At 52.7% G+C, this 24,091-nt stretch carries 28 protein-coding genes; 24 read left to right on the top strand and 4 right to left on the bottom strand.

The genetic code is table 11. The annotated features are described in order from the left end of the window. The first annotated feature begins 78 nt into the window (after positions 1-78). From IM700_RS08010 to IM700_RS07925, 18 genes are all read left to right on the top strand, one after another. A complete protein-coding gene (locus IM700_RS08010; RefSeq protein WP_193415928.1) occupies positions 79-486 on the top strand; it encodes an Asp23/Gls24 family envelope stress response protein in 408 nt (135 codons plus the stop codon). Between the two features lie 101 nt (positions 487-587). After that, a complete protein-coding gene (amaP, locus tag IM700_RS08005) occupies positions 588-1,127 on the top strand; it encodes an alkaline shock response membrane anchor protein AmaP (protein WP_193415929.1) in 540 nt (179 codons plus the stop codon). 14 nt (positions 1,128-1,141) lie between these two features. Next, positions 1,142-1,375 carry a DUF2273 domain-containing protein gene (locus tag IM700_RS08000; RefSeq protein ID WP_193415930.1) on the top strand — a complete coding sequence of 78 codons (234 nt, stop codon included), beginning with the start codon at positions 1,142-1,144 and terminating at the stop codon, positions 1,373-1,375. Between the two features lie 223 nt (positions 1,376-1,598). Next, a complete protein-coding gene (gene nusB / locus IM700_RS07995; RefSeq protein ID WP_193415931.1) occupies positions 1,599-2,048 on the top strand; it encodes a transcription antitermination factor NusB in 450 nt (149 codons plus the stop codon). A 29-nt stretch (positions 2,049-2,077) separates the two neighbouring features. Beyond that, on the top strand, positions 2,078-2,935 hold the full coding sequence (folD, locus tag IM700_RS07990; RefSeq protein WP_155605463.1) for a bifunctional methylenetetrahydrofolate dehydrogenase/methenyltetrahydrofolate cyclohydrolase FolD: 858 nt from the start codon (positions 2,078-2,080) through the stop codon (positions 2,933-2,935). 61 nt (positions 2,936-2,996) lie between these two features. Then, positions 2,997-4,382, top strand: a complete 1,386-nt coding sequence (gene xseA, locus IM700_RS07985; RefSeq protein WP_193415932.1) for an exodeoxyribonuclease VII large subunit — start codon at positions 2,997-2,999, stop codon at positions 4,380-4,382. Beyond that, entirely contained in the window at positions 4,357-4,644 is a 288-nt protein-coding gene (gene xseB, locus IM700_RS07980; protein ID WP_155605461.1) for an exodeoxyribonuclease VII small subunit, read from the top strand. Before xseA ends, xseB begins: the two co-directional genes overlap by 26 nt. 47 nt (positions 4,645-4,691) lie before the next feature. Beyond that, entirely contained in the window at positions 4,692-5,567 is an 876-nt protein-coding gene (locus IM700_RS07975; protein ID WP_193416290.1) for a polyprenyl synthetase family protein, read from the top strand. A gap of 169 nt (positions 5,568-5,736) precedes the next feature. Beyond that, positions 5,737-7,647: a 1-deoxy-D-xylulose-5-phosphate synthase gene (gene dxs / locus IM700_RS07970; protein WP_155605460.1), complete on the top strand. Its 1,911-nt coding sequence runs from the start codon at positions 5,737-5,739 to the stop codon at positions 7,645-7,647. 12 nt (positions 7,648-7,659) lie between these two features. Beyond that, positions 7,660-8,517: a TlyA family RNA methyltransferase gene (locus IM700_RS07965; protein ID WP_193415933.1), complete on the top strand. Its 858-nt coding sequence runs from the start codon at positions 7,660-7,662 to the stop codon at positions 8,515-8,517. A 159-nt stretch (positions 8,518-8,676) separates the two neighbouring features. After that, positions 8,677-9,156, top strand: a complete 480-nt coding sequence (locus IM700_RS07960; protein ID WP_193415934.1) for a hypothetical protein — start codon at positions 8,677-8,679, stop codon at positions 9,154-9,156. Between the two features lie 37 nt (positions 9,157-9,193). Further along, a complete protein-coding gene (gene ahrC / locus IM700_RS07955; protein WP_155605458.1) occupies positions 9,194-9,643 on the top strand; it encodes a transcriptional regulator AhrC/ArgR in 450 nt (149 codons plus the stop codon). 32 nt (positions 9,644-9,675) lie between these two features. Then, complete coding sequence (recN, locus tag IM700_RS07950; RefSeq protein WP_193415935.1) at positions 9,676-11,415, top strand: DNA repair protein RecN; 1,740 nt, start codon at positions 9,676-9,678, stop codon at positions 11,413-11,415. A gap of 99 nt (positions 11,416-11,514) precedes the next feature. Beyond that, positions 11,515-12,846 carry a SpoIVB peptidase gene (spoIVB, locus tag IM700_RS07945; protein WP_193415936.1) on the top strand — a complete coding sequence of 444 codons (1,332 nt, stop codon included), beginning with the start codon at positions 11,515-11,517 and terminating at the stop codon, positions 12,844-12,846. Between the two features lie 257 nt (positions 12,847-13,103). Beyond that, positions 13,104-13,907, top strand: a complete 804-nt coding sequence (spo0A, locus tag IM700_RS07940; RefSeq protein ID WP_193415937.1) for a sporulation transcription factor Spo0A — start codon at positions 13,104-13,106, stop codon at positions 13,905-13,907. 236 nt (positions 13,908-14,143) lie between these two features. After that, on the top strand, positions 14,144-14,452 hold the full coding sequence (locus IM700_RS07935; RefSeq protein ID WP_155605434.1) for an ArsR/SmtB family transcription factor: 309 nt from the start codon (positions 14,144-14,146) through the stop codon (positions 14,450-14,452). Positions 14,453-14,465: 13 nt separating this feature from the next. Beyond that, on the top strand, positions 14,466-15,410 hold the full coding sequence (locus IM700_RS07930) for a cation diffusion facilitator family transporter (RefSeq protein ID WP_193415938.1): 945 nt from the start codon (positions 14,466-14,468) through the stop codon (positions 15,408-15,410). Positions 15,411-15,436: 26 nt separating this feature from the next. Further along, positions 15,437-15,646 (top strand): hypothetical protein, encoded by a 210-nt coding sequence (locus tag IM700_RS07925; RefSeq protein WP_193415939.1) that lies wholly within the window; start codon positions 15,437-15,439, stop codon positions 15,644-15,646. Positions 15,647-15,710: 64 nt separating this feature from the next. Here the strand turns inward: IM700_RS07925 and IM700_RS07920 are convergent, their stop codons facing one another. Next, positions 15,711-16,028, bottom strand: coding sequence for a DUF2627 domain-containing protein (locus IM700_RS07920; RefSeq protein WP_193415940.1), 318 nt, complete (start codon positions 16,026-16,028; stop codon positions 15,711-15,713). Between the two features lie 161 nt (positions 16,029-16,189). Here IM700_RS07920 and lpdA point away from each other — a divergent pair, with 161 nt between their 5' ends. The 5 genes from lpdA (at position 16,190) to lipB (ending at position 21,880) form a co-directional block, all read left to right on the top strand. Then, positions 16,190-17,611: a dihydrolipoyl dehydrogenase gene (lpdA, locus tag IM700_RS07915; RefSeq protein ID WP_193415941.1), complete on the top strand. Its 1,422-nt coding sequence runs from the start codon at positions 16,190-16,192 to the stop codon at positions 17,609-17,611. 127 nt (positions 17,612-17,738) lie between these two features. Further along, positions 17,739-18,764 carry a thiamine pyrophosphate-dependent dehydrogenase E1 component subunit alpha gene (locus IM700_RS07910; RefSeq protein ID WP_155605429.1) on the top strand — a complete coding sequence of 342 codons (1,026 nt, stop codon included), beginning with the start codon at positions 17,739-17,741 and terminating at the stop codon, positions 18,762-18,764. A gap of 2 nt (positions 18,765-18,766) precedes the next feature. Beyond that, a complete protein-coding gene (locus IM700_RS07905; RefSeq protein WP_193415942.1) occupies positions 18,767-19,753 on the top strand; it encodes an alpha-ketoacid dehydrogenase subunit beta in 987 nt (328 codons plus the stop codon). Between the two features lie 18 nt (positions 19,754-19,771). Then, entirely contained in the window at positions 19,772-21,163 is a 1,392-nt protein-coding gene (locus IM700_RS07900) for a dihydrolipoamide acetyltransferase family protein (protein ID WP_193415943.1), read from the top strand. Positions 21,164-21,193: 30 nt separating this feature from the next. Next, a complete protein-coding gene (gene lipB, locus IM700_RS07895; RefSeq protein WP_193415944.1) occupies positions 21,194-21,880 on the top strand; it encodes a lipoyl(octanoyl) transferase LipB in 687 nt (228 codons plus the stop codon). Between the two features lie 57 nt (positions 21,881-21,937). On the opposite strand, the gene prli42 is transcribed toward lipB, so the two are convergent. Then, the gene (gene prli42 / locus IM700_RS07890) at positions 21,938-22,036 is read right to left on the bottom strand and encodes a stressosome-associated protein Prli42 (protein WP_155605425.1); all 99 of its coding nucleotides are present in this window, start codon (positions 22,034-22,036) and stop codon (positions 21,938-21,940) included. Between the two features lie 75 nt (positions 22,037-22,111). On the opposite strand from prli42, the gene IM700_RS07885 reads away from it, so the two are divergent. Then, a complete protein-coding gene (locus tag IM700_RS07885; RefSeq protein WP_193415945.1) occupies positions 22,112-23,239 on the top strand; it encodes a M20/M25/M40 family metallo-hydrolase in 1,128 nt (375 codons plus the stop codon). A gap of 59 nt (positions 23,240-23,298) precedes the next feature. On the opposite strand, the gene IM700_RS07880 is transcribed toward IM700_RS07885, so the two are convergent. Together IM700_RS07880 and IM700_RS07875 are read right to left on the bottom strand one after the other, a co-directional pair. Continuing rightward, positions 23,299-23,862, bottom strand: a complete 564-nt coding sequence (locus tag IM700_RS07880) for a tetratricopeptide repeat protein (RefSeq protein WP_155605423.1) — start codon at positions 23,860-23,862, stop codon at positions 23,299-23,301. Positions 23,863-23,865: 3 nt separating this feature from the next. Then, a complete protein-coding gene (locus IM700_RS07875; protein WP_155605422.1) occupies positions 23,866-24,045 on the bottom strand; it encodes a Z-ring formation inhibitor MciZ in 180 nt (59 codons plus the stop codon). Positions 24,046-24,091: the final 46 nt, after the last annotated feature.

Genomic DNA, 24,091 nt, shown 5'->3' with positions numbered 1-24,091 from the left:
ATGATATAGTATGTATAATAAGTGCGCGGTATCTATCGTTAGAGCAGCGTCATACTTATTGAGAGGTGGATGAATAGAATGAGCACTTTGCCAACGGAATTCGAACGTACGGATATTGGTGAAATTCAGATTGCTCCGGAAGTGATTGAAGTGATCGCCGGACTGGCTACCGTCGAAGTGAAGGGCGTTGCCGGAATGAGCGGCGGATTCGCCGGCGGCATTGCCGAATTGCTGGGAAGAAAGAATCTATCCAAAGGCGTCAAAGTGGAAGTTGGCCAACGTGAAGCTGCGGTGGACGTATCCGTGATCGTTGAATACGGCAATCGTCTCCCGGAAGTCGCCTCGGAAATTCAGCGCAACGTCAAGCGTTCCATTGAAACCATGACGGGGCTGAACGTCGTCGAAGTGAATGTACATATTCACGACGTGATTTTCAAGGCTGCTGAACGTGTGGAAGAAATCGAAGCGACCCATCGCGTGAAATAACGATTGTAACGAACCCCCGACTGCTTCTCAGGTCAGGGGTTTACTGTAATTTTCAGCTGGACAAGCTGAAGCAAACCTCTATTAAGGAGGCAATACCTGTCGTGGCCAAAATTTTAGACCGAATTCTGATGTTTATTTACAGCTTGTGCATCGCGATCCTATCTGTTTTCACCATTCTATTACTTACGGGCACTGTTCCCCTGAATCTGGAGATTCTGGAGCGGCAACCGTTCTATGTCGGTACCTGGGTAGTAGCCATCGTATTGCTGCTCATCAGCATCCGTGTTTTTTACATATCGGTCAGCAGGGACCGCAGCTCGGCGACCTCGATTGACCAGCGTAACGAATACGGGGATATCCAGATCTCGGTGGACACGATCGAGAACCTGTCCTACAAAGCCGCTTCTCGTGTGCGTGGCATCAAGGAAGTCAAGACGCGGATTCGAATCACGGAATCCGGACTTGAAATCGTGGTTCGCGCACTCGTTGATGGAGAAACATCGATCCCGGTGCTGACGGAAGAAGTGCAGAAACAAGTTCATGACCATGTTGAGGAAATTACGGGAATTCCCGTATCCTACGTGTCGGTTTATATTGCGAATCTGGTCCATTCCCCGGTCCTCAAAAGCCGGGTTGAATAGGGGTGAGCAGCGGGGTGTTCTGGAAACAATTATGGGAGAGTCACAAAGGACGCCTGCTTGGGATAGCGGCGGCCGTGTTTTTATGCCCGATCTATCTGTTTTTCGGATTCTGGAATATGTTGTTCTGCGCCTTGCTGCTGTTTATCGGGTATACGATCGGCAAGCAGAAGGACTTGGAGGGAGGCCCGCTGTTCCCTTGGGGCATGATTTGGGAATGGCTGTCTACGCGTTGGCGTCCCTTTAAATGAGATTTCAAATTCCTCATTACCGTTTCCTGTGATATGCTTACTCCGGAAAAGAGCTAGGAACGTTCTCTTGCCCCTTTTGTGGAGTAAGCCAATTACGGGTCTTTTTTTGTGCAAAGAGAAGTGCAAGTTGGCGAAGCCGGTGATGATTGAGGCGGTTTTGGTCCATGCTGAAGGATATGTAAGGTTAATGCATGAAGCGTTAGAAACTATTAGGAGGAAGCAGATGAAACGGCGTTTGGCGAGAGAAATTGCAGTGCAAAGTATGTACCAGATGGAAATGAACGAAGTTGATGCGAATGAAGCAGTGACGATGCTGCTTACGGAAGCCATGGAAGAGAACGAAAGCGAGGTGGAGTTGTCCGATATAGACGCAACCCGGGCCTTCGTATTGGAGCTGATCAACGGCACATGGAGCCGTAAGGATGCGATCGACGCCTTGTTGGAGGATTACTTGAAAGGCTGGCAAATCAGCCGCTTGTCCAAGGTGGACCGTCAGGTCCTGCGACTGGCGACGTACGAAATGATCTTTCGCGACGACGTACCGGGCAGAGTTGCGGTCAATGAAGCGATCGAGTTAGCCAAACATTTCGGAACCGCGGAATCCGGGAAGTTCGTGAACGGGGTCCTTGGGAAGATGATTCAAGACGTTGACCAGTTGAAAAGCAATCGATAATTCAATTTAGGGTAGAGGAGAGGACGAGCATGACGGCACCAATCATTAACGGAAAACAAATTTCGGAAGAGATCCGCAAGGATTTGCGCGAAGAGGTAGAACAGCTGGCGAAGCAGGGCTTTAAGCCGGGACTGGCGGTCGTGCTCGTCGGGGAGGATCCGGCTTCGCAAGTGTATGTGCGGAACAAGGAGAAAGCATGTCATGAACTAGGCTACTATTCGGAGGTTCACCGCCTGTCGGCGGAGACGTCTCAGGAGGAACTGCTAGCCTTGGTGGACAAGCTGAATCGTCAGAGCAATATTCATGGGATATTGGTACAGCTGCCGCTGCCGAAGCATATCGACGAGAAAGCGGTTATCGATGCCATCTCCGCGGAGAAGGACGTTGACGGATTCCATCCGGTCAATGTCGGGAATCTGATGATCGGCGACGATAGCTTGCTGCCCTGTACGCCGGCGGGAGTCATCGAACTCATCAAACGCGCGGGCGTGGACATCGCCGGCAAGCACGCGGTCGTTATCGGGCGGAGCAATATCGTTGGCAAACCGGTCTCCTTGCTTCTGCAGCGGGAGAACGCAACCGTAACGATGTGTCATTCGCGGACGGCCAACATGAAGGAATTAACCCAGCTTGCAGACATTCTGGTCGTAGCGATCGGGCGTGCCAACTTCGTTGACGCGTCTTACGTGAAGCCCGGTGCGGTGGTCATTGACGTCGGCATGAACCGACTTGAGAACGGCAAGCTGGCCGGGGATGTCGATTTTGAGAGCGTGAAGGAGGTTTCCGGCCCCATCACACCGGTACCCGGCGGCGTAGGACCGATGACGATCACGATGTTGATGCAGAATACGTTGATCGCGGCCAAGCGGTTGCAAGGGCTGTCGTAATCCGAGCATTCGAACAATAGCTGCAAGTTCAGTGAGATTTGAATAAAAGGAGGCGGCCCCCTTGGATCAGCAGCGGATTTTGACGGTCAAGGATTTGAACCGCTACATCCGGATGAAGCTGGAATCAGATCAGGTGCTCACCGATGTCTGGATTCGCGGCGAAATTTCGAATTTCACTCATCATTCCAGCGGACATATGTATTTTACGCTAAAGGACGCGGACAGCCGAATTAAATGTATTATGTTCGCCTCCCATAACCAGCGGCTGCCGTTCCGTCCCAAAGAAGGAACGCGCGTCATTGCTCGTGGCAACGTCTCCGTTTACGAACGGGATGGCCAATATCAATTCTACGCGACGCATATGCAGCCTGACGGTGTGGGTAGCCTGTATCTGGCATTCGAGCAGTTGAAGCAGAAGCTCGATGCGGAAGGCTTGTTCGCGTCGGGACGGAAGCGGCCATTGCCGCAGTTCCCCAAGACGATTGGCGTTGTAACATCGCCGACCGGAGCGGCAGTTCGCGATATCTTGACGACGCTCGGGCGGAGGTATCCGCAAGCGAAAGTAATCCTGTACCCCGTGCTCGTCCAGGGCAAAGGGGCGGCGCCGTCGATCGTGAAGGCGATCCAGACGCTAAGCGCCATGGGCGAGGCCGACGTGCTCATCGTCGGGCGCGGCGGCGGCTCGCTCGAGGAGCTGTGGGCGTTCAACGAGGAGCAGGTCGCGCGTGCGATCTACGAATCGGCGATCCCCGTCATCTCGGCCGTTGGCCACGAGACGGATTTCACCATCGCCGATTTCGTCGCCGACCTGCGTGCCGCCACGCCCACTGCGGCCGCCGAGCTGGCCGTGCCGCACATGGCCGAGCTGCGCGCGCTTCTGCGCCAGCGAGAACAGGTGCTGCAGCAAGGCTTGCAGCACCGCCTCAAGCAGGCGCGCGAACGGCTGCGCCGGCTGACGAGCTCGCCGGCGTTAACGCAGCCGCGGCGCAGCCTGCTCCAGCACGCGGAGCGGCTGGACCGGCTGTCTTCGCGGCTGACCGGCCGCATGGAGACGCGCCTGCAGCTCGCCGGCGCGGCGCAGGACCGCCTGCACCAGCGGCTGCTGCGCTTCCATCCGAAGGAAGCGCTGGTGTTCGCGGGACGCCGGCGGCGGGAAGCGGATCGCTTGCTGCGGCAGGCCATGCAAGGCATCCTGCGAGAGAAATCCGGACAGCTGGCCTCAGGCATCCGCCATTTGGATGCTTTGAGCCCGCTTAAGGTTATGGCGCGGGGGTACAGTCTTGTATACGATGAACGAGGGGAACGGCTCATTAAGTCGTTGTCGGAGGTTGACCCCGGCGACCGAATCACCGTGAAAGTCACGGATGGAGAACTGGATTGTCAAGTTTGGGGCATGAGACCGGAAGGAGCTGGAGAAGAAGATGAAGGAAAAGGAAGCCAAGCTTAACGCGGAAGCGCAGCAACCGGAACTGAATTTGAATTTCGAAGAAGCGATGAACCAGCTGGAAGACATCGTGTCTCAACTGGAGCACGGGGATGTACCTCTGGAGAAAGCAATCGACCTGTTTCAGCAGGGCATGCGGCTCTCGCAAATATGCGGCCAGAAGCTAGCCCAAGTGGAACAGAAGATCGAAATGATCGTTGAAGAAGACGGGGCGGTAGCGAAGCAGCCGTTTCAGCCGCCGCTGAGCGATAATGCGGATTTCTGAGGAGAGCGGTGATCTTGTTGCGGCAGCATCTAACGATTGAGGAGTACATGAAGGAAATTGGCGAAGCCGTTTCTGCCCGATTGTCTGCAAGCCTTCCGGCCTCATGGGAAGTGCCGGATACGCTGCGCCAGGCGATGGATTACTCGCTGATGGCGGGAGGGAAACGGCTGCGGCCATTGCTCGTCGTGGCTGCGGCGGAGGCGCTCGGCGGTAACCGAGAAGCGGCATTGTCCGTCGCCTGCGCCGTGGAAATGATACATACCTATTCGCTGATCCATGACGATTTGCCCGCCCTGGATAACGATGACTTTCGGCGCGGCAAACCCACGAATCATAAAGTGTTTGGGGAAGCGATGGCCATATTGGCGGGAGACGGTCTGTTGACGCATGCCTTTTATCGCGTAGTTCAAGCGAGCCGTGAGCATGGAATACCTGCGGCGGCGGCCCTCTCGATTGTGGAAGAGCTGTCGCGGTATGCCGGACCCGGCGGTATGGTTGGCGGCCAAGTGGCCGACATGCAAGGCGAGCAGGGAGTGACCGACCTGAAGCAGCTGCGCTATATCCATGAGCACAAAACCGGTGATCTGATCGTTTTCTCGGCAAAAGCAGGTGGACATATCGCTGCCGGTTCGACAGAGCAACTCGAAGCTTTGGAGCGTTACGGACGCGCGTTGGGCCATGCTTTTCAAATCCAAGACGATATCCTGGATCTAATCGGGGACGAAAGCAAACTAGGCAAAAAAACGCAAAGCGACGTGAAGCAGCAGAAGGTGACCTACCCTTACTTTATCGGCATTGACGCTTCCCGCTCCGAAGTCGACCGGCTGACGCGCGAAGCGAAGGAAGCCGTGCAGGACGGGAAGGTTCCGCACCCGCAGCGGTTGTTGGAAATCGCCGATATGCTGCTTCGCCGCGATCATTAAAATACAGAATCAAATCATCGAAATCAGGGAAAAGTGACTCATTCATCCCTTGCAAGTGATTTCGACATCATCGTGACATATGGTATAATGAAGGCTATTATCATCTAGTGCAAAAGAAGCCGGTATTTGAAGGCCGACTTTTTGAACTATACATTAAGGAAAGCGGGGAATGGCTGTGCTGCTTTCGCAAATACATGAGCCTGCAGATCTGAAAAACTTGTCCCTGGAGCAATTGACGCCGCTCGCCGAGGAAATTCGCCAGTTCTTGATCGAGAAGCTGTCGGTTACCGGCGGGCATTTGGCATCGAATTTGGGCGTGGTGGAATTGACGATCGCCCTGCACTATTGCTATAACAGTCCGCAGGATAAATTCATCTTCGACGTAGGCCACCAGGCTTATGTACATAAAATTTTAACCGGGCGGATGGACCAGTTCGACACGCTTCGTAAACATCAAGGGTTATGCGGGTTTGTCAAACGAAGCGAGAGCGAGCATGACGTGTGGGAGGCAGGGCACAGCAGTACCTCGCTTTCGGCGGCCATGGGGATGGCGCTGGCCCGGGATTTGAAAGGCGAATCGAACCGGGTGATCGCGATCATCGGGGACGGCGCGTTAACCGGGGGAATGGCGTTTGAAGCGTTGAATCATATCGGACATGAGAAGAAGGACCTCATGGTTATCCTGAACGACAATGAAATGTCGATCGCGCCAAACGTCGGAGCCATGCACAACTACTTGACCAAAATCCGTTCCGACCGCAATTACCTGCGGGCCAAGGATGAAGTCGAGCAGCTGCTTAAAAAGATCCCGGCTATTGGCGGGAAAGTAGCTAAAACCGTAGAACGGGTCAAGGACAGCCTCAAGTATTTGATGGTCTCCGGCGTCCTTTTCGAGGAGCTCGGTTTCAAATACCTGGGACCGGTTGATGGCCATGATTTACCGGGGTTGATCGATTCCTTCAAACAGGCGAATAACGTGAGCGGCCCTGTGTTGGTGCATGTTCTAACCACCAAAGGCAAGGGATATACGCCGGCGGAGCAGGATTCTCATAAATGGCACGGCATCACGCCGTACAAAATCGAATCCGGCCAACTGCTGAAGGCGGTAGGCAATCCGATGTATACGGAGGTGTTCGGACAGACGCTGATCGAGCTGGCCGAACAGGACGAACGTATCGTGGCCGTAACTCCGGCGATGCCGGGAGGCTCCGGCTTGGTCAAATTTGGGGAACGTTTCCCCGGCCGAATGATTGACGTGGGCATCGCTGAACAGCATGCCGCCACGATGTGCGCCGCGATGGCGATGGAAGGCTTAAAGCCGGTTTACGCCGTGTATTCCACGTTCATGCAGCGGGCTTATGACCAGATCGTGCATGATATTTGCCGCCATAATGCCAACGTGATGTTCGCCATCGACCGGGCTGGATTTGTTGGCGCCGACGGGGAGACTCACCAAGGAGTATACGATATCGCCTTTATGCGGCATATTCCGAATATCGTATTAATGATGCCGAAGGATGAGAACGAATTGCGCCACATGATGAAGACGGCGCTTGAATATAATGACGGGCCGATCGCTTATCGCTATCCGCGGATCAACGTGCCCGGGGTCCCGCTGGACAATGAGCTGGTACCGATCCCGATCGGTACGTGGGAACAACTGCGCGAAGGCGACAGCCTAACGCTTGTCGCGGTTGGACCGATGGTGCAGGTTGCGGAGGAAGCCGCGGAGCAACTGAAGCGTGAGGGGGTTTCGGCTGCCGTGGTGAATGCGAGATTTTTGAAGCCTCTTGATGGGGAGATGTTGGGTCGCCTTGCGCAGGGCAGCGGAAAGATTGTCGTGCTCGAAGAGGCATCGCAGGCCGGAAGCCTGGGCAGCGCTATCCTGGAGTTCTACGCGGAGCAGGGGATTATTGGTCTGGACATTCATCTGATGGGCGTCCCGGATCGGTTTATCGAGCATGGTAGCATTAAGGAGCAATTGGAAGAAGTGGGCTTGACGGCCGATCATGTTGTACGCGAGGTGCAGAAATTGCGAGGCGGTCAGCATTTGACATTAGGCAAAAAAGTAAATTATTGACGGGAGATTGGCATGTCGGTTTCCAAGGAACGCATAGACGTCCTGCTCGTGGAGCAGGGATATTTCGATAGCAGGGAAAAGGCGAAAGCCGCGATCATGGCCGGGCTGGTGTTCGGCGGACAGGAACGGATCGAGAAGGCCGGAATGAAGATACCGCGCGATACCGCGTTGTCTGTCAAGGGGGCGATCCATCCCTATGTCAGCCGGGGCGGGCTGAAGCTGGAGAAAGCGATCAAGCGGTTCAACCTTGATCTGACGGGACGAACGATGTTGGATATCGGCTCTTCCACAGGAGGGTTTACCGACTGCGCTCTGCAGCATGGCGCCGATTATGTCTATGCCATTGACGTCGGTTATAATCAACTGGATTGGTCGCTGCGCAATGATCCGCGCGTGAACGTCAAGGAGCGCACCAACTTTAGATATATGACACCGGAGGATTTGGAGGGGCCCAAGCCCGACTTTGCCAGTATCGACGTTTCATTTATATCGCTCAAAATCATTTTGCCGCCGCTTCTTGCGCTGTTGGAACGGCCGGCGGATATCGCCGCTTTAATTAAGCCGCAATTCGAGGCTGGCCGTGAGAAGGTTGGAAAATCAGGGGTCGTTCGGGATCCCAAGGTTCATCAGGAAGTGCTGGAGACTGTGCTGAGCTTTGCATTGGACCAGGGCTACGGGGTAGCCGGATTGACGTTCTCCCCGATTACCGGCGGAGAGGGCAATATCGAATTCCTAGCTCATCTAAGGCTGGAGGAAACCGCAAGCCAGGCAGGGGAACTAGGGGACGATCGTTTCGCTCCGATCCGCGAATTGGCGACGAGCGTTGTCCAAGAAGCATCAAACACTTTTTCGGGTGGCCCATCCAAGTGATGGGTCTTTTTTTTGCGTGTGTACGCTTGCAAATCGAACGCCTGTTCCCTATAATGAAATCAAAACTGTGCTTTTGTCCTCATTCCTCTCAACTTTTTGTTATGTACCTGACAGGAGCTGATCGCGGTTGCGTCGAAATAAGGGTTGAGGTGATAATCGGTGGGAGCTTACTCGGACGGTATTCTGATGGTCGTGATCGCGGGAATCGGCGCTTATTTGCTTTACCGAGGTTTTCATTCCTGGGTCCGCAAACCGTTTTCATTAAGATCGGGAATCGGATTTGAAATGAATGAGGAGATTCTAGAGCATCCTGCCGTGGACATGCTGGAGCAAGCGGGTTACGAGGTCATCAGTGATAAATTGAAGGTGCCGCTCACCTTTCGCGTAGACGGCGAACTCCTGCACAGCCGTCTGTTTATCGACTATATTGCGGTCAAGAACGGGGAATTCTATCTGGTAAGAACCGCGAGGGAACGTCTCCCGATGGAATGGACGGGCAGCGGCTTACGCAGAGATCTGCTCCCGTTCCTGCTGCTTTATCCGGAATGCGCCGGCGTGTTGTACGTAGATCCAGATCAAGGGGAGCTCAAGGAAATCTCCTTAACGACGGAAGAAGACGAAGAAGATGAATCCGCCTGAATCGAAATTTTCGATCATCAGGCGAATGGAGGGCAGAATGAAAGGGCATAGACATATCAAAATTCGGGAAATCATTACGGCAAGAGAAATCGAAACCCAAGATGAGTTGGTGGAAGCGCTGCGTGAGGCAGGATACCAGGTCACCCAAGCCACGGTCTCCCGTGATATCAAGGAACTGATGTTGATTAAAGTACCGACCGACGACGGCAAGTATAAGTACTCCATGCCGACTGCTCAGCGTTATAACCCGGTGCAGAAGCTGCAGCGGGCGCTGGTCGACAGTTTCGTTCATATTGATCACACCGGCAATCTAGTCGTCATGAAATGCCTTCCGGGTACGGCAAATTCGGTAGCCGTACTGCTGGATAATATGGAATGGCCGGATTTGCTTGGCACGATCTGCGGAGATGACACGATTTTGCTGATCTGCCGGAATGAGGACTACAGCCGATTTCTGATCGAACAGATCATGGGATACATATCTTAATTGAGCTTGGAGTAGGGGGAGGAGGGCCTCGCATGTTGGTTCATTTATCCATACGTAATTTGGCGGTTGTTGAAGCGGTGGATGTATCGTTTGGTTCCGGCTTTCATGTCCTGACGGGGGAGACCGGTGCAGGTAAATCGATTATTATCGATGCGCTGGGCTTGATTGCCGGCGGCCGGGGTTCGGCGGACTTGATTCGTTATGGCTGTGACAAGGCTGAAATGGAGGCCTCCTTCGATCTGCCGACGGAACATCCGGTTTGGACCACCTTGGACGGACTTGGGATTGCCGGGGATCCCGGCGAGCTTCTAATTATACGTCGGGAAATCAGCGTCCAAGGCAAGAGCTCGGCCCGCATCAACGGTCAACTGGTCAATTTGTCGATGCTGCGCGAGGTTGGGGACGAGTTGATCAACCTGCATGGACAACATGAGCACCAAACCCTGCTTCGGCCGGAACGCCATTTGGAGCTGCTGGACGCTTACGGGGCCGAATCGATTGATCCGGTGAAGGCGGCTTACCAGGCGACTTACGCCGAATTCGTTCGCATTGATAAAGAATATAACGAACTGCGCAATACGAGCCAACAGGCCTTGCAAATGCTTGATTTATACCGTTTTCAGCTTGGCGAAATTTCGGCAGCCGAGTTAAAACCGGGTGAAGATGAATTACTCGCGGAGGAAAAGGTCAAGCTATCCCATAGCGAGAAAATGATGGAGTCCATCTCGAAAGCGTATGACTCGTTGTATGGTCCCCAAGGACTTGATGCGATCGCCAAAGCGGTATCCAAACTAAGTGAAGTGGCCGCTTATGACAGCAAAGGGATTTCTCCTCTCCTGGAGCAACTGCAGTCGGCTTATTATCAACTGGAGGATGCGTCTTTCAGTTTGCGGGATTACCGTGAACGGATTGAGTTTAATCCGGAGCGGCTGGAGGAGGTAGATGAACGCCTAGACCTGATCTCTTCCCTGCGTCGTAAATACGGGGACGACATCCAAGGGATCCTCACTTATTATGAGAAGATCCGTTTGGAAGCCGACGCTTTGGAGAACAAGGACGAGCGATTGGAGCAGCTTCAGGCACAGCGGGAGAAACTAACCACAAGCTTGATGACTCAAGCCTTAGAGCTGAGTGCTGTGCGGCATCGGATGGCTGAAGAACTCGCGGGTCAGATCGAGATCGAGCTTAAAGACCTGCAGATGGGGAGAACCTCCCTGCAAGTGAAATTGTCCGTGATGGAGGACGCCCATGGGTTGGAATGGGAAGGCAAGAAAATCCGTCCCGGTAAGCAGGGCATCGATAATGCCGAGTTCCTGATCTCGCCGAACCCGGGGGAGCCGCTCCGGCCGCTGAGCAAAATTGCATCCGGTGGCGAGCTGTCGCGGATGATGCTGGCGCTCAAGAGTATTTTTGCCCGGCATGAGCAAGTTCCGGTATTGATCTTCGACGAAGTCGATACCGGCGTCAGCGGACGGGCAGCCCAGTCGATCGCCGATAAATTATCACGTTTGTCCGCGATGTGCCAAGTATTCGCCATTACCCATCTTCCGCAGGTGGCTTGCATGGCCGATCGTCAGTATCTTATTGAGAAGGTTGTAGAGGACGGCCGCACGATGACCCGCGTTGAATCTTTAGATGAAGCGGGACGGGTCAATGAATTAGCTCGCATGCTCGGCGGGGTGGAAATCACGGAGAAGACGCAGCATCATGCCCAGGAAATGTTGAAGCTGGCACAGGCACAAAAGGATGGTTTATTAAGTGCGGCACAATGATTGACAGTAATAAAACACCTGACCCGGGGTATCTTATAGGTACGCAATTGGCGACCACCTTTTCGTCAAGCGAAAGAAGCTAAGGGAGCGTGACAGCCATTGAACCCGAACCTCAGGAATAGAATGCTCGGTCTTTTTCTTGCCTTCTTCTTTTGTTTTCTCGGCACGTCCGCCGCTGAAGGGCGGCTTCCTGTTTTGCCGGACGAGTTACGCCTGTTTCAAGGTCAGGGAACGCAAATTTCATTAGCTTTGCCCGTACAGGCCGAAGTCAGTGTAGATCGGCCCGATGTTGTGATGTTGAACGGGCAGGCGAATCCATCCATGAAAGTATCATTGGGAAATCCGCTCAAGCTCTCGTCGCTTCGCAGTGGAGAAGCAACCCTCCGCATGAAATTATTCGGTCAAATTCCTCTGAAGACCGTCAAGGTCAATGTGATTCCGGACCTCAAAGTCATTCCCGGCGGACAAACCATCGGAGTAAAGGTCAAATCCGCCGGGATCTTAGTGGTCGGCCATCACCAGGTCGTCACTGATACCGGCAAGGTATCTCCCGGCGAAGCTGCGGGAATTCAGGCCGGGGATCTGATCACCCACATTAACGGTACGAAACTGCAGGATGTCCGCGAGGTGGCCGATATAGCGGCTGATGCTGGCAAACACCAAAGACCGCTCAAGATTACCTATCAGCGGAACGACAAGGAATTTAACACCTCTCTGAGCCCGGCTTACGATCAACAGGATCGAGCCTGGAGGCTGGGACTTTATATCCGGGATTCCGCCGCAGGGGTGGGTACGTTAACCTTCTATTCCCCGAATCATGGAGTATATGGGGCGTTAGGCCACATTATCACTGACATGAATACGCAGACACCGATCGTGGTGGGTAGCGGACAGATCCTGCAGTCCAGCGTAACGTCCATCTCTAAAAGTGAAAGCGGAGAACCGGGGGAGAAGCGGGCACATTTTCTGAAGGAAGGTAAAACTCTGGGCAATATCGAACGGAATACGCACTTCGGGATCTTCGGGAAAATGTCACAAAACCCGGAACATAGCGTATATGAGAAACCGATTCCTGTTGCATTTGCGGAGGAAGTTAAGGAAGGACCGGCGGAAATTTTGACCGTGGTGGAAGGTCAACACGTGGAGCGATTTAAGGTTGAAATCGTCCATGTTTCCAAGCAGAGCGCTCCGGAAACCAAAGGTCTGGTGATTCGAATTACGGATCCTCGCCTTGTGGAGAAAACGGGTGGCATCGTACAAGGCATGAGCGGCAGCCCGATTATTCAGAACGGGAAGCTGATTGGAGCAGTCACCCATGTTTTCGTTAACGACCCGAAATCGGGATACGGTTGCTTTATCGAATGGATGCTACAGGACGCCGGTATTCTTCAAAGAGGCAAAGAAACACAGCAAAATCTTAAGGCGAGCTAACGCTGCCTTAAGATTTTTTTATCCTGAGGGTTACGCCGCTCGACAAACCCCCTACTGATTCCTGTATGCATTTGTCGAATGAATCCGAACGAAATCGCTTTGTGTAAATAAATATTTTATTATATCTCAAGCCTGCAAAAAAATAAATAAAAATAATTTTCGACAGAAGGAATTTACTTTTGCGTGTCGAATCCTTATTCTGGGAAGAGGAGAAAAATATTAGAACCCATCCATTTACCTGAAGGAGGACGTAGGCAGTGCAGAAAATCGAAGTGTTGTTGGCGGATGATAATCGAGAATTTACGAATTTGCTCGCGGAATACATTTCGGAGCAAGACGATATGGTCGTCTCGGGAATCGCCTATAATGGGGAAGAAGTGCTGGAGATGATCGATAATGCAGCAAGAGTTCCGGACGTGTTGATCCTGGACATCATTATGCCTCATCTAGACGGACTCGGCGTACTTGAGCGCATTCGCGATCTCAACTTGACACCGCAACCTAAAATCATCATGCTGACCGCTTTTGGTCAAGAGAACATCACGCAACGTGCTGTTCAGCTTGGCGCTTCTTACTACATCTTGAAACCTTTTGACATGGAAGTCCTAGCGAATCGTATCCGTCAGCTTGTCGGCGTTCAAACCTTAACGACGAATACACCATCGACTTCTTACACCAAATCGAATGTGGTACCTTTAGGCAAGGGCAAAAACCTCGATGCGAACATCACTTCGATCATACATGAAATCGGAGTTCCTGCGCATATTAAAGGGTACCAATATCTACGTGAAGCCATTACGATGGTATACAATAACATCGAGATCTTAGGCGCAATCACAAAGACGCTGTATCCGGCAATCGCAGAAAAATTCAAAACGACGCCTTCTCGTGTGGAGCGCGCAATTCGCCATGCGATCGAGGTTGCCTGGACGCGCGGCAACATCGATTCGATCAGCCATCTATTTGGGTATACGATCAATATCTCCAAATCCAAGCCGACTAACAGCGAATTTATTGCCATGGTGGCGGATAAGCTTCGGATCGAGCATAAAGTGTCGTGAAAGTCTAAGAAAACGAATGAACGTGATAACGACTGGTGAATTTATAACGTTGGTCGTTCACTTGCGTAGTTATACAGATACGAATGAAAGGCGGTCCCTCTCGGTGTATACCGGGATGCGGCCGTTTTTTATTTTGGGAGGATAATTTGTTATTTGCCAATTGACAAAACCTACCTTGAGGATTATTCTGTATATGAACATATGCTCATGTACTTGATTCTGAGGAGGAACTACCGATGGAGAGAGATGTCCACACCTATCTAAACCCGGATACGCTGGAGAAGGTGTCTACAATTTTCAAGGCATTATCCGACCCCACTCGGATCAAAATTCTTTATTTGCTGTCGGAAGAAGAATGTTCCGTGACCCATATCTCGGACGTGCTAAATTTGTCACAATCGGCGGTATCCCATCAGCTGAGTTTACTGCGTAATTTGCGGCTCGTGAAGTTCCGGCGGGAGGCGAATACGATGTATTACAGCTGCGACGACGACCATGTTATCTCGCTCTTGACCCAGGCAATCCAACATGCGAAATGCGATTAGGGAGGGAGTTTCAATGGAACATCATCATGATTCTCACGCGCATCACCATCACGACCATGCCGGACACCATCACGATCACCATGCCGTGCGGTCAGGGAATAAAAAAGGACTGCTCATCGCTTTGTTGATTACGGCTTCGATTGCTGTTCTCGAATTTTGCGGCGGGTTGTTTACGGGAAGCTTAGCTTTGTTATCCGACTCGGGACATATGCTTAGCGACGCTAGTTCGTTGGTGCTCAGCTTATTCGCGATTTGGTTTGCCGCCCGCCCCGCTTCGAAGCGGAACACGTACGGGTTCCACCGGCTGGAAATATTGGCGGCGCTGCTTAACGGGGTTACCCTGTTCGTGATTGCCGGAATTATCATATGGGAGGCCTACGGGCGCCTGCTTGATCCGCCGACCGTTTCCAGCAATACCATGATCGTCATCGCGGTCATCGGCTTGCTTGCCAACTTAGCCAGCGCTGCCGCCTTGCTCAAGAAAGGCGATGTGAAGGGGAATGTGAATCTGAAAAGTGCCTACCTACACGTTTTGGGAGATGCTTTGGGTTCCGTCGGAGCGATCTTGGCAGGAATCGTGATGTCGTTATTTGGTTGGTACATTTTTGACCCCATCATCAGTGTTGTCGTAGCGTTGTTAATTCTTCGCGGTGCTTGGGGCGTGTTAGTCCAATCGGTGCATATTCTCATGGAGGGTTCGCCCGCATCGATCGATCAAAGCGAGGTTAAACAGTGTCTGGAAGGCATACCTGGCGTTGTTGAGGTACATGATTTGCATATTTGGACGATCACATCGGGTATGGATGCGCTAAGCTGCCATCTGACGATTGAGGACGAAAGCCAGAGTCAAACCGTGCTTCAAGAAGCTATTTCCGTGTTAGAGACAACGTTCCAGATCGGTCATTCCACCATTCAGGTCGAAACGACGCACATCCGACATCGGGAGCTTATGGTATAATGCGATCTGAGAAAGGATGAGCAAACATGTCCCAGAAATTTGATTCGGCGGCTTATCGGAGTTTGCTGGAGGAGGTCCATCTGGAGGAGGAGAAGCGGCAGGTTTTGTTGGAGCTTATCGATCAAATCGAACAAGTAACCGCTGAAAATGCCAGATTACGCAAAGCATTGCTTCGGACTTCTTCCCACAACGCTTCGCGGATGTCGACCAAGCTGAAAGAAGCCTTATACGAATAAGTTGAAAACCTCTCCCGCCCATCTGTTAATAAGGCGAAAGAGGTTTATTTTTTGCCATCTAAGGTTAATCGTGCGGGATCCCGGCCGGCTTCGGTTCTTTGACGGCAGAGGCCTCTTTTTTGCGAAATCTAGGTCCGACGTAGTTCCGTTTGCGGTCCCTGAAGAAGATCCAGCCGCCCAGAAATCCGGCGCCGGCTGCGAATAGAACAACACCCAGCCCAAAGTTTAGCCAGTCGAATGTTATGCGGGATAACGCATCGTCACCGTGAGCGGACATATAATCAAATAGGGAGTCTTTGATTTTCAGGAAGCCGATCATCGCCGTAATGCCGGGAATAACCAGCAATATAATGGCGACAAACCGGGATAACATCAACTTCATGAGGGAGATCGTCCTTTCATCTCATAATGGCTATGTATTGTTAAAAATATCATACCTTTTTCCTGATGTGATGTCTATTTGCAGCTCTGGTTTGTATTCACGGAAAAACAAGGTAAAATAGGGGAAAGCGACTGAATTGATAGAATGGGTGGAGATCTGATATGGCAATAACTTGTGATGTAGCGGTACTGGGCGGAGGTACGGGAGGATATATCGCGGCCATTCGCGCGGCCCAATTGGGGAAAGATGTCGTCATCATCGAACGGGACAAGCTAGGTGGAACTTGTCTGCATCGGGGCTGCATCCCAAGCAAAGCGCTGCTTCGAAGCGCCGAGCTCTTCGCGCAAATGAAGGATAGCACAAGCTACGGCATCGAAACAAACGGGGTCACCCTGGTGTTTCCGAAAGTACAAGAAAGAAAGCAAAGCATCGTGGATCAGCTGCATAAAGGGGTCCAATATTTGATGCGTAAACATAAAATCCGCGTGATTGAAGGAAATGGACGAGTGATTGGGCCATCGATTTTCTCGCCGAAAAGTGGAGCGGTTGCCGTAGAGCTCCCGGATGGGGAGATGGAGACCATCGTGCCGACAAATCTGATCATCGCAACAGGCTCACGGCCGCGCACGCTGCCGGGTCTTGAACCGGACGGCAATCATATTCTCAGCAGTGATGAAGCATTGCAGCTAGCGGATCTCCCTGGCTCGATGCTGATCGTAGGGGGCGGTGTCATTGGCGTGGAGTGGGCATCGCTGCTGAATGACTTTGGCGTGCAGGTAACTGTGGTGGAAGCGGCGAATCAACTGCTGCCGGCCGAGGACGAGGATGTGGCCCGAGAATTGCAGAAACAGCTGCAGCGCCGAGGGATTGAAGTCATTACGGGGGGTTCCGTAGATCCAAGTTCCTTCGAAATGGGTGATAACCGGGTACATATTTCGGCGAAGCGAGGGGACGAATCGATTCGGCTAGAGGCGGACAAGCTGTTAGTCTCGATTGGTCGGCAGGCTAATGTGGAGAATATTGGGCTGGAAAATACCGACATCGGGTTAGACCGCGGCTTCATCCGGGTAAATGAACATATGCAGACAACCGAGCCTCACATTTATGCCATCGGTGATTGCATCGGCGGACTTCAGCTGGCGCATGCTGCTAGTCATGAGGGGTTAACGGCCGTTCATCATTTGTCCGGGGAAGCTTCGCATGGTTATCAGGACAGCCAAGTGCCGCGTTGCGTGTATACACGTCCGGAGGTGGCTTCGGTCGGAATCACTGCCAAAGAGGCGAAAGCGAAAGGGCTGGACGTCAAAATCGGGAAGGTTCCGTTTTCGGCGATCGGCAAGGCGATGGTACACGGCGAAACGGAAGGCTTCGTCAAAATGGTAGCCGATGCCCGCACGAATGACATTCTCGGCGTTCAGATGATCGGGCCTCATGTGACGGAGCTGATCAGCCAAGCGGCACTGGCACAGGTGCTGGACGCGACGCCTTGGGAAGTCGGACAGGCGATTTTCGCGCACCCGACGCTGGCGGAAATTATCGGAGAAGCGGCGTTAGCCGTGGACGGGAACTCCTTAAACGCCTGAAGAAACGGACGGGAAGACGGCTATTTTCTTTTTCGCTGCAAAAAGATTATAATAAACTTATTCCAAGTCTTAGTACCTGGTGTTAAGATTAAGCTATGTAATGCCCCAATCGAAGGAGGTAACTCCCATGAATGCGAAAAGTATTGTTCAAACTGAATCCAAACATAAGCAGCTCGGATTAACGGATGCTGAAGTCGTTGAGATGTACAGATATATGGTGATTGCGCGCAAATTCGACGAGCGAAACCTGCTGCTGCAGCGGGCAGGAAAAATCAATTTCCACGTGTCCGGGGTCGGTCAGGAGACAGCGCAGGTTGCCGCGGCTTTCGCGTTAGACCGTCAGCGCGATTACTTCCTGCCGTACTACCGCGACTACGGATTTGTGCTGGCGGCCGGTATGTCGCTGACGGAACTGATGCTCTCTGCGTTCGCTAAAGCGGACGACCCCAACAGCGGCGGCCGGCAAATGCCGGGGCATTTCGGCAGCAAACGGCTGCGTATTGTGACCGGCTCTAGTCCGGTAACCACCCAGGTACCCCATGCGGTGGGCGTGGCTTTGGCCGCGAAAATGCAAAAGAAGGACATCGTTTCCTTCGTTACATTTGGCGAAGGCTCCAGCAACCAGGGCGATTTTCATGAAGGCTTGAACTTCGCCGGGGTTCAGAAACTGCCGGTGATTTTCATGTGCGAAAATAACCAATACGCCATTTCCGTTCCTGTGAAGAAGCAATTGGGCGGGCGCGTTTGCGACCGGGCTCAAGGCTACGGTTTTCCGGGGATTCGCGTAGATGGCAACGATGCGCTCGAAGTGTATCGGGTCGTGAAGGAAGCGCGGGAACGTGCCGTCCGCGGCGAAGGTCCTACGCTGGTCGAAGCGATGATGTACCGGTTGTCTCCACACTCTACTTCGGACAATGACTTGGCGTATCGGACAAAGGAAGAAGTCGATGAGAATTGGAAAAAAGACGGAATTCCGAAAATGAAATCTTATCTGATCGAAACCGGTCTGTGGAGCGAAGAGCAGGATGAAAGGCTGTCGAAGGAGATCCATGGGCAACTGAAAGAAGCCGTGGAAGCGGCAGATAACGCGCCTTTCCCGAAACCGGAGGACACACTGCTGCACGTGTATGCCAGCGAAGGGGAGGGTCAATAATTATGCCGGTGATGGAATATATCGACGCGATTCGTCTTGCGATGAAGGAAGAAATGGAGCGGGACGAGAGCGTATTTGTGCTGGGGGAAGACGTCGGTGTCAAAGGCGGCGTCTTCACGACGACAAAAGGTCTGCAGGAGCAATTTGGGGAAATGCGCGTCATCGACACCCCGCTCGCCGAATCGGCAATCGCCGGGGTTGCGATTGGGGCAGCGATGTATGGGCTGAAACCGATCGCGGAAATGCAGTATTCGGACTTTATGTTACCTGCTACCAACCAGATCATTAGCGAAGCGGCCAAAATCCGCTACCGCTCCAACAACGATTGGAATTGCCCTGTCGTCGTTCGCGCCCCAATTGGCGGCGGGATCTTTGGCGGATTGTACCATTCCCAGTGTCCGGAATCGATCTTCTTCGGCACGCCAGGGCTTAAGATCGTTGCCCCCTATTCGGCTTATGATGCCAAAGGCTTGTTGAAGGCGGCGATCCGCGACCCTGATCCGGTGTTATTCTTTGAGAACAAAAAATGCTACAAGCTGATCAAAGAGGATGTGCCGGAGGACGATTACGTGGTACCGATCGGCAAGGCAAACCTGCTTCGCGAAGGCAGCGATATTACGGTTATCAGTTACAGCTTGCCGCTGCATTTTGCGATGCAAGCCGCGGAAGAACTAGCTGCGGAGCAGGGGATCAGCTCTCATATTCTCGATTTGCGTACGCTGCAGCCCCTGGACCGCGAAGCGATCGTGGAAGCAGCCCGGAAGACGGGGAAGGTGTTGATCGTTCATGAAGATAATAAGACCGGTGGGATTGGCGCTGAGGTCTCGGCGATTATCTCCGAGGAGTGCCTGTTTGAAATGGATGCGCCGATCGCGCGGTTATGCGGCCCGGACGTTCCGGCAATGCCGATCAGTCCGCCGATGGAGAAATTTTTTATGCTTAGCAAAGATAAGGTCAAAGAAGCGATGCTTCAATTGGCGCTTTATTAATTGGGAGTGAGTATACCGATGCCATCCAATAAAACATTGATTGACGTACATTTGCCCCAGCTCGCCGAATCGCTCGTGTCGGCAACCATCGGGAAGTGGTTAAAGAAGCCGGGTGATCCGGTTGAGCAATACGAACCTATTCTCGAAGTCATCACAGATAAAGTGAATGCGGAAATTCCTTCGACCTTGGACGGCGTGATGGGCGAGCTGCTGGCCGAGGAAGGGGAGGAGGTTCAGGTCGGTGCCGTAATCTGCCGGATCGAGACGGCGAACGCGGATGAGATAACGGCTAACGGTCAAGACGCACCCGCGGCTGTCAGCCCTGAGGCGGGGATGATAGGCACGGCTGAGCAGCTTGACGAGTCGCAGCGCAGCCGGTACTCGCCGGCGGTACAGACGCTTGCCGCCCAGCATGGCCTGGATCTGCGGCAAATCGTCGGCACCGGGCTTGGCGGGCGGATCACGCGCAAGGACGTCTTGGCCTATATCGAGCAGGGCGGTCGTGGTGCTGTTGCTGCGCCAGCTGCTCCAGCAGCCACGTCAACAGCCGCCGCGAAGCCCGTACAGCCACAGGCAGCGCCTATCGCTACAGCGGCGCCGCAGAACGCCATCTCAGGCGGGCTGAACGCAGCTGCCGGGCCGGTACGCCATTCTGGCTTGCACCTGACGGAAAACCCTCCGATCCCGACCATTGAAGTGGAGGGGGGCGACCGTTCTGAGTATTTTATCGACGTGACCCCGATTCGTAACACGATTGCGACCCGGATGCGCCAAAGCGTGTCGGAGATTCCACACGGTTGGATGATGATCGAAGTCGATGTCACCAACCTGGTGCAACTGCGCAACAAGATCAAGCAGGAATTTATGCAGAAGGAAGGCGTCAATCTGACGTATCTGGCTTTCCTGTTGAAGGCGGTTGTGGGAGCCATCAAGGATTATCCGATCATGAACTCGGTGTGGGCGGTAGACAAAATCATCGTCAAGCGCGATATCAACATTTCCCTGGCTGTCGGGACCGAGGACTCGGTGCTGACGCCGGTCATCAAAAAGGCCGACCAGAAAAATATCGCCGGCTTGGCGCGGGAAATCGAGGAGCTGGCATCGAAGGTTCGTTCCGGCAAGCTGAAGCTGGATGACATGCAAGGCGGGACGTTTACGGTTAACAATACCGGTTCCTTTGGCTCGATCTTGACGCAACCGATTATCAATTATCCGCAAGCCGCCATCTTAACGTTTGAATCTATCGTCAAAAGACCGGTTGTCATTAACGACATGATTGCCGTCCGTTCGATGGCCAATCTCTGCTTGTCATTAGATCACCGGATCCTGGACGGGGTCATTTGCGGTCGCTTTATGCAGCGGGTGAAGGAAAAAATGGAAAGCTACAATTCGGAAACGCAGGTTTATTGAGCGTAAAGAGAGGATCGAGGCGAGATTGCGATGAACGAGGGCTTGACAGTACGCTATTATCCGATGATGGAATATGGGGAAGCCTGGGATTTGCAGAAACGGCTCATCAAAGAAATGGATGCGCAGCAGCAGGGAGAACACCTGCTGCTGTTGCAGCATCCGCCGACCTATACCATCGGCTCCCAGCGTCATCCCGAGCATCTGTTACTCAGCGCAGAGCAACTGAAGGATCGGGGCATTGCGGTGTTTGAAATCGACCGCGGCGGAGATATTACATACCATGGCCCCGGCCAGCTTGTCGGTTATCCCCTGCTTCGGCTGGGGGCCGGACGTGAACTGGATTTGCACGGTTACCTGCGCCAACTGGAGCAGGTCATTATCGATTATATTGCCGGTTTCGGTATAGAAGGGTCGCGTAAACCAGAGTATACCGGGGTATGGGTCAATGATGTGAAAATTTGTGCCATCGGTGTGAAATTTAACAAAAGCAGGCACCAAAAAGGCTTCATTACGAGCCATGGGTTTGCATTTAACGTCAAGTCCGGTATTCAAGAGGAAGGCTTCGGCGGAATCATTCCTTGCGGAATTCAAGAATACGGGGTCACCTCACTGGAGGATGTAACGGGTCGCTCGTTTACGGTAGAACAAGTCGCGAGGGACATCGTTCCGAAATTTAACGCAGTATTTGAGCGTTCGGGGGCTTGGACTACGGCGTAAAGAGGTAGTTCAAAAGTCATCTATTCATGACGAAGCAGCCATGCCCCCATGGCAGGGCTAGCGAATGAAGAAAGGCTCCAGAAAAGCGATCAGCGTCGAAGCTAGCATGGCAAACAACATCAATAAAACGACGATTCTCATTCGATTTTTACGCATAACGGTAACTCCTTTTGCTTAAACGTAGATTATGATCATCTCTATTATCGTATCGAAGAAAGTGAGGAAAGTCCAATGATTCACGAGGAACGCATCATCGGACAATTTTTGGAACTGGTGCAGATCGACAGCGAAACGAAACATGAGCGCCAGATTGCCGATGTACTAAAACGCAAATTCAGCGAGTTGGGATTGGATGTCGTTGAGGACGATTCGCAGGCGGAGACGGGGCATGGCGCCGGGAACCTGATTGCCACTTTGAAAGCCAGTGAGGGGGTATCCGCTGAACCTTTCTTGTTCACCTGTCATATGGATACGGTCACCCCGGGCAAGGGGATCAGACCGGTGGTCGGCGAGGACGGATGGATTCGCAGCGACGGCACGACCATCCTAGGGGCTGATGACAAAGCGGGGGTTGCGGTGTTGTTGGAACTTATTCAGGTTCTTCAGGAGAAACAAATCCCGCACGGCCAGATCCAGTTCGTGATTTCAGTCGGTGAGGAATCAAGCTTGCGCGGTGCGCGGGCATTGGAATCGCGCTACCTGGACGCCAAGTTCGGGTTTGCAATCGATACGAACGGTGAAGTAGGAACGATCTGTATTGGCGCGCCTACGCAGGCTCGTGTGGAAATCGAAATTTATGGCAAAGCTGCCCATGCTGGGGTGAATCCCGAGGATGGCATCAGCGCGATCCAGGTGGCGGGCAAAGCGTTGGCTCGGATGAAATTGGGACGGATCGACCAAGAAACGACCGCCAATATTGGAAAATTCGAAGGCGGCGGCGCTACCAACATCGTACCTGACCATGTCACTTTATACGGTGAAGCGCGCAGCATGTCCCAGGAGAAAGTCGACAAGCAACTGGAAGAAATGAAGGAAGCGGTGGAATCGGCATGCCGCGACTTCGGGGCCAAAGGAGAATTCCGCAGCGAGGTGCTATATCATGCGTTCCGAATTCCCGAGGAGGCTCCCGTGCTGCGAATCGCTAAGCAAGCGGCCTCTGCGCTTGGACTGTCGGGCACGACGTTTACGACTGGCGGCGGCAGCGACGCGAATGTATTTAATCGCCTAGGGGTTCCAACCTTGAATTTGGCTATTGGCTATGAGGACATCCACACGACGAACGAAAGAATCAAGAAGGACGATATCGTCAAGACGGCGCAGTTTGCGCTGGAAATCGTCCGTCAATCCGTATCCTCCTAAGCGGTATCGAGGATAGATAAAATGCCCGGTGCGGGAGGTGCACCGGGCATTTTATTTTGTTAATGCAATAAGCTGGCCGATCTCGCCGGGTATTGACGAATCTGCCCCTGGTTCCATTCAGTATGCCAGCCTGAGGTCTGTATGAGACGCAAGGCCTGGTGAAAGTCATCTAGATATTTACAGATTTTCTCCTGCTCCAATTTGGTCGGATGATACAGCTGGATTCTTCGCTCTAAATTGACGATGGCCTGCTGTATGTAACAGGAGGCCGCACCAAAACGGGCCGCAGCGAAATCGGGATGCCGCTCGGCAATCGCTTCAAAGATAGGGGCTGCTTCGTCATACCGCCTCTCATCGTAGCAGATTTCCGCCCAAATCAAGCTAAGCTCTAAAAATGGGGGGGAGGGTTCGCGAAGGATGCGAGGTTCTATCTTTAACAGCCTTTCTTTGGCTAAAGTGACATACCCCTCTTTATATAAAGATTGTACCAGTTCGCTAAGTAAATAAAGATCGGTTTGCCCTGCCAGCTGTTCGGCGACATCAAGGCGTCCGGTCGTTACGGCGTTTTGAATCATTTCTACGAGTTTACCCATATTTTGAGGTTGTCCGGTAGGACTACGCATAATTCACCCCCTCCTTATATTAACCGGAATAACCGTGACTGAATAACTAGTTTTATAGGATTGGATGAGATCTGAGATTTTGGCGTCGGGACCTGCTTCTTTCATCCATTGGGACAACAGGATGCGGATTTGCCAGCCTTTTCCTTGGGCGCGTATGCGATCCATCGCAAAATAGCTTTTCATAAGGGGGCTCCTTTCCGAACAGGTTTGGTATAATAACACCATATGT

Source organism: Paenibacillus rhizolycopersici (genome assembly GCF_014947195.2).
Classification (GTDB): Bacteria; Bacillota; Bacilli; order Paenibacillales; family Paenibacillaceae; genus Fontibacillus; species Fontibacillus rhizolycopersici.
This window is presented reverse-complemented; position numbering and strand designations above follow the sequence as displayed.

Bases quoted from the DNA above. Each gene is read 5' to 3' on its own strand.
- dxs (WP_155605460.1), top strand. From the start codon at position 5,737: ATGGCTGTGCTGCTTTCGCAAATACATGAGCCTGCAGATCTGAAAAAC.
- recN (WP_193415935.1), top strand. From the start codon at position 9,676: ATGTTGGTTCATTTATCCATACGTAATTTGGCGGTTGTTGAAGCGGTG.
- IM700_RS07905 (WP_193415942.1), top strand. From the start codon at position 18,767: ATGCCGGTGATGGAATATATCGACGCGATTCGTCTTGCGATGAAGGAA.
- IM700_RS07880 (WP_155605423.1), bottom strand. From the start codon at position 23,862: ATGCGTAGTCCTACCGGACAACCTCAAAATATGGGTAAACTCGTAGAA.
- IM700_RS07925 (WP_193415939.1), top strand. From the start codon at position 15,437: ATGTCCCAGAAATTTGATTCGGCGGCTTATCGGAGTTTGCTGGAGGAG.
- IM700_RS07920 (WP_193415940.1), bottom strand. From the start codon at position 16,028: ATGAAGTTGATGTTATCCCGGTTTGTCGCCATTATATTGCTGGTTATT.
- IM700_RS07885 (WP_193415945.1), top strand. From the start codon at position 22,112: ATGATTCACGAGGAACGCATCATCGGACAATTTTTGGAACTGGTGCAG.
- IM700_RS07900 (WP_193415943.1), top strand. From the start codon at position 19,772: ATGCCATCCAATAAAACATTGATTGACGTACATTTGCCCCAGCTCGCC.
- xseB (WP_155605461.1), top strand. From the start codon at position 4,357: ATGAAGGAAAAGGAAGCCAAGCTTAACGCGGAAGCGCAGCAACCGGAA.
- nusB (WP_193415931.1), top strand. From the start codon at position 1,599: ATGAAACGGCGTTTGGCGAGAGAAATTGCAGTGCAAAGTATGTACCAG.
- IM700_RS07930 (WP_193415938.1), top strand. From the start codon at position 14,466: ATGGAACATCATCATGATTCTCACGCGCATCACCATCACGACCATGCC.
- IM700_RS08010 (WP_193415928.1), top strand. From the start codon at position 79: ATGAGCACTTTGCCAACGGAATTCGAACGTACGGATATTGGTGAAATT.
- IM700_RS07935 (WP_155605434.1), top strand. From the start codon at position 14,144: ATGGAGAGAGATGTCCACACCTATCTAAACCCGGATACGCTGGAGAAG.
- IM700_RS07910 (WP_155605429.1), top strand. From the start codon at position 17,739: ATGAATGCGAAAAGTATTGTTCAAACTGAATCCAAACATAAGCAGCTC.
- IM700_RS07875 (WP_155605422.1), bottom strand. From the start codon at position 24,045: ATGAAAAGCTATTTTGCGATGGATCGCATACGCGCCCAAGGAAAAGGC.
- prli42 (WP_155605425.1), bottom strand. From the start codon at position 22,036: ATGCGTAAAAATCGAATGAGAATCGTCGTTTTATTGATGTTGTTTGCC.
- ahrC (WP_155605458.1), top strand. From the start codon at position 9,194: ATGAAAGGGCATAGACATATCAAAATTCGGGAAATCATTACGGCAAGA.
- lpdA (WP_193415941.1), top strand. From the start codon at position 16,190: ATGGCAATAACTTGTGATGTAGCGGTACTGGGCGGAGGTACGGGAGGA.
- IM700_RS07965 (WP_193415933.1), top strand. From the start codon at position 7,660: ATGTCGGTTTCCAAGGAACGCATAGACGTCCTGCTCGTGGAGCAGGGA.
- IM700_RS07975 (WP_193416290.1), top strand. From the start codon at position 4,692: ATGAAGGAAATTGGCGAAGCCGTTTCTGCCCGATTGTCTGCAAGCCTT.
- folD (WP_155605463.1), top strand. From the start codon at position 2,078: ATGACGGCACCAATCATTAACGGAAAACAAATTTCGGAAGAGATCCGC.
- lipB (WP_193415944.1), top strand. From the start codon at position 21,194: ATGAACGAGGGCTTGACAGTACGCTATTATCCGATGATGGAATATGGG.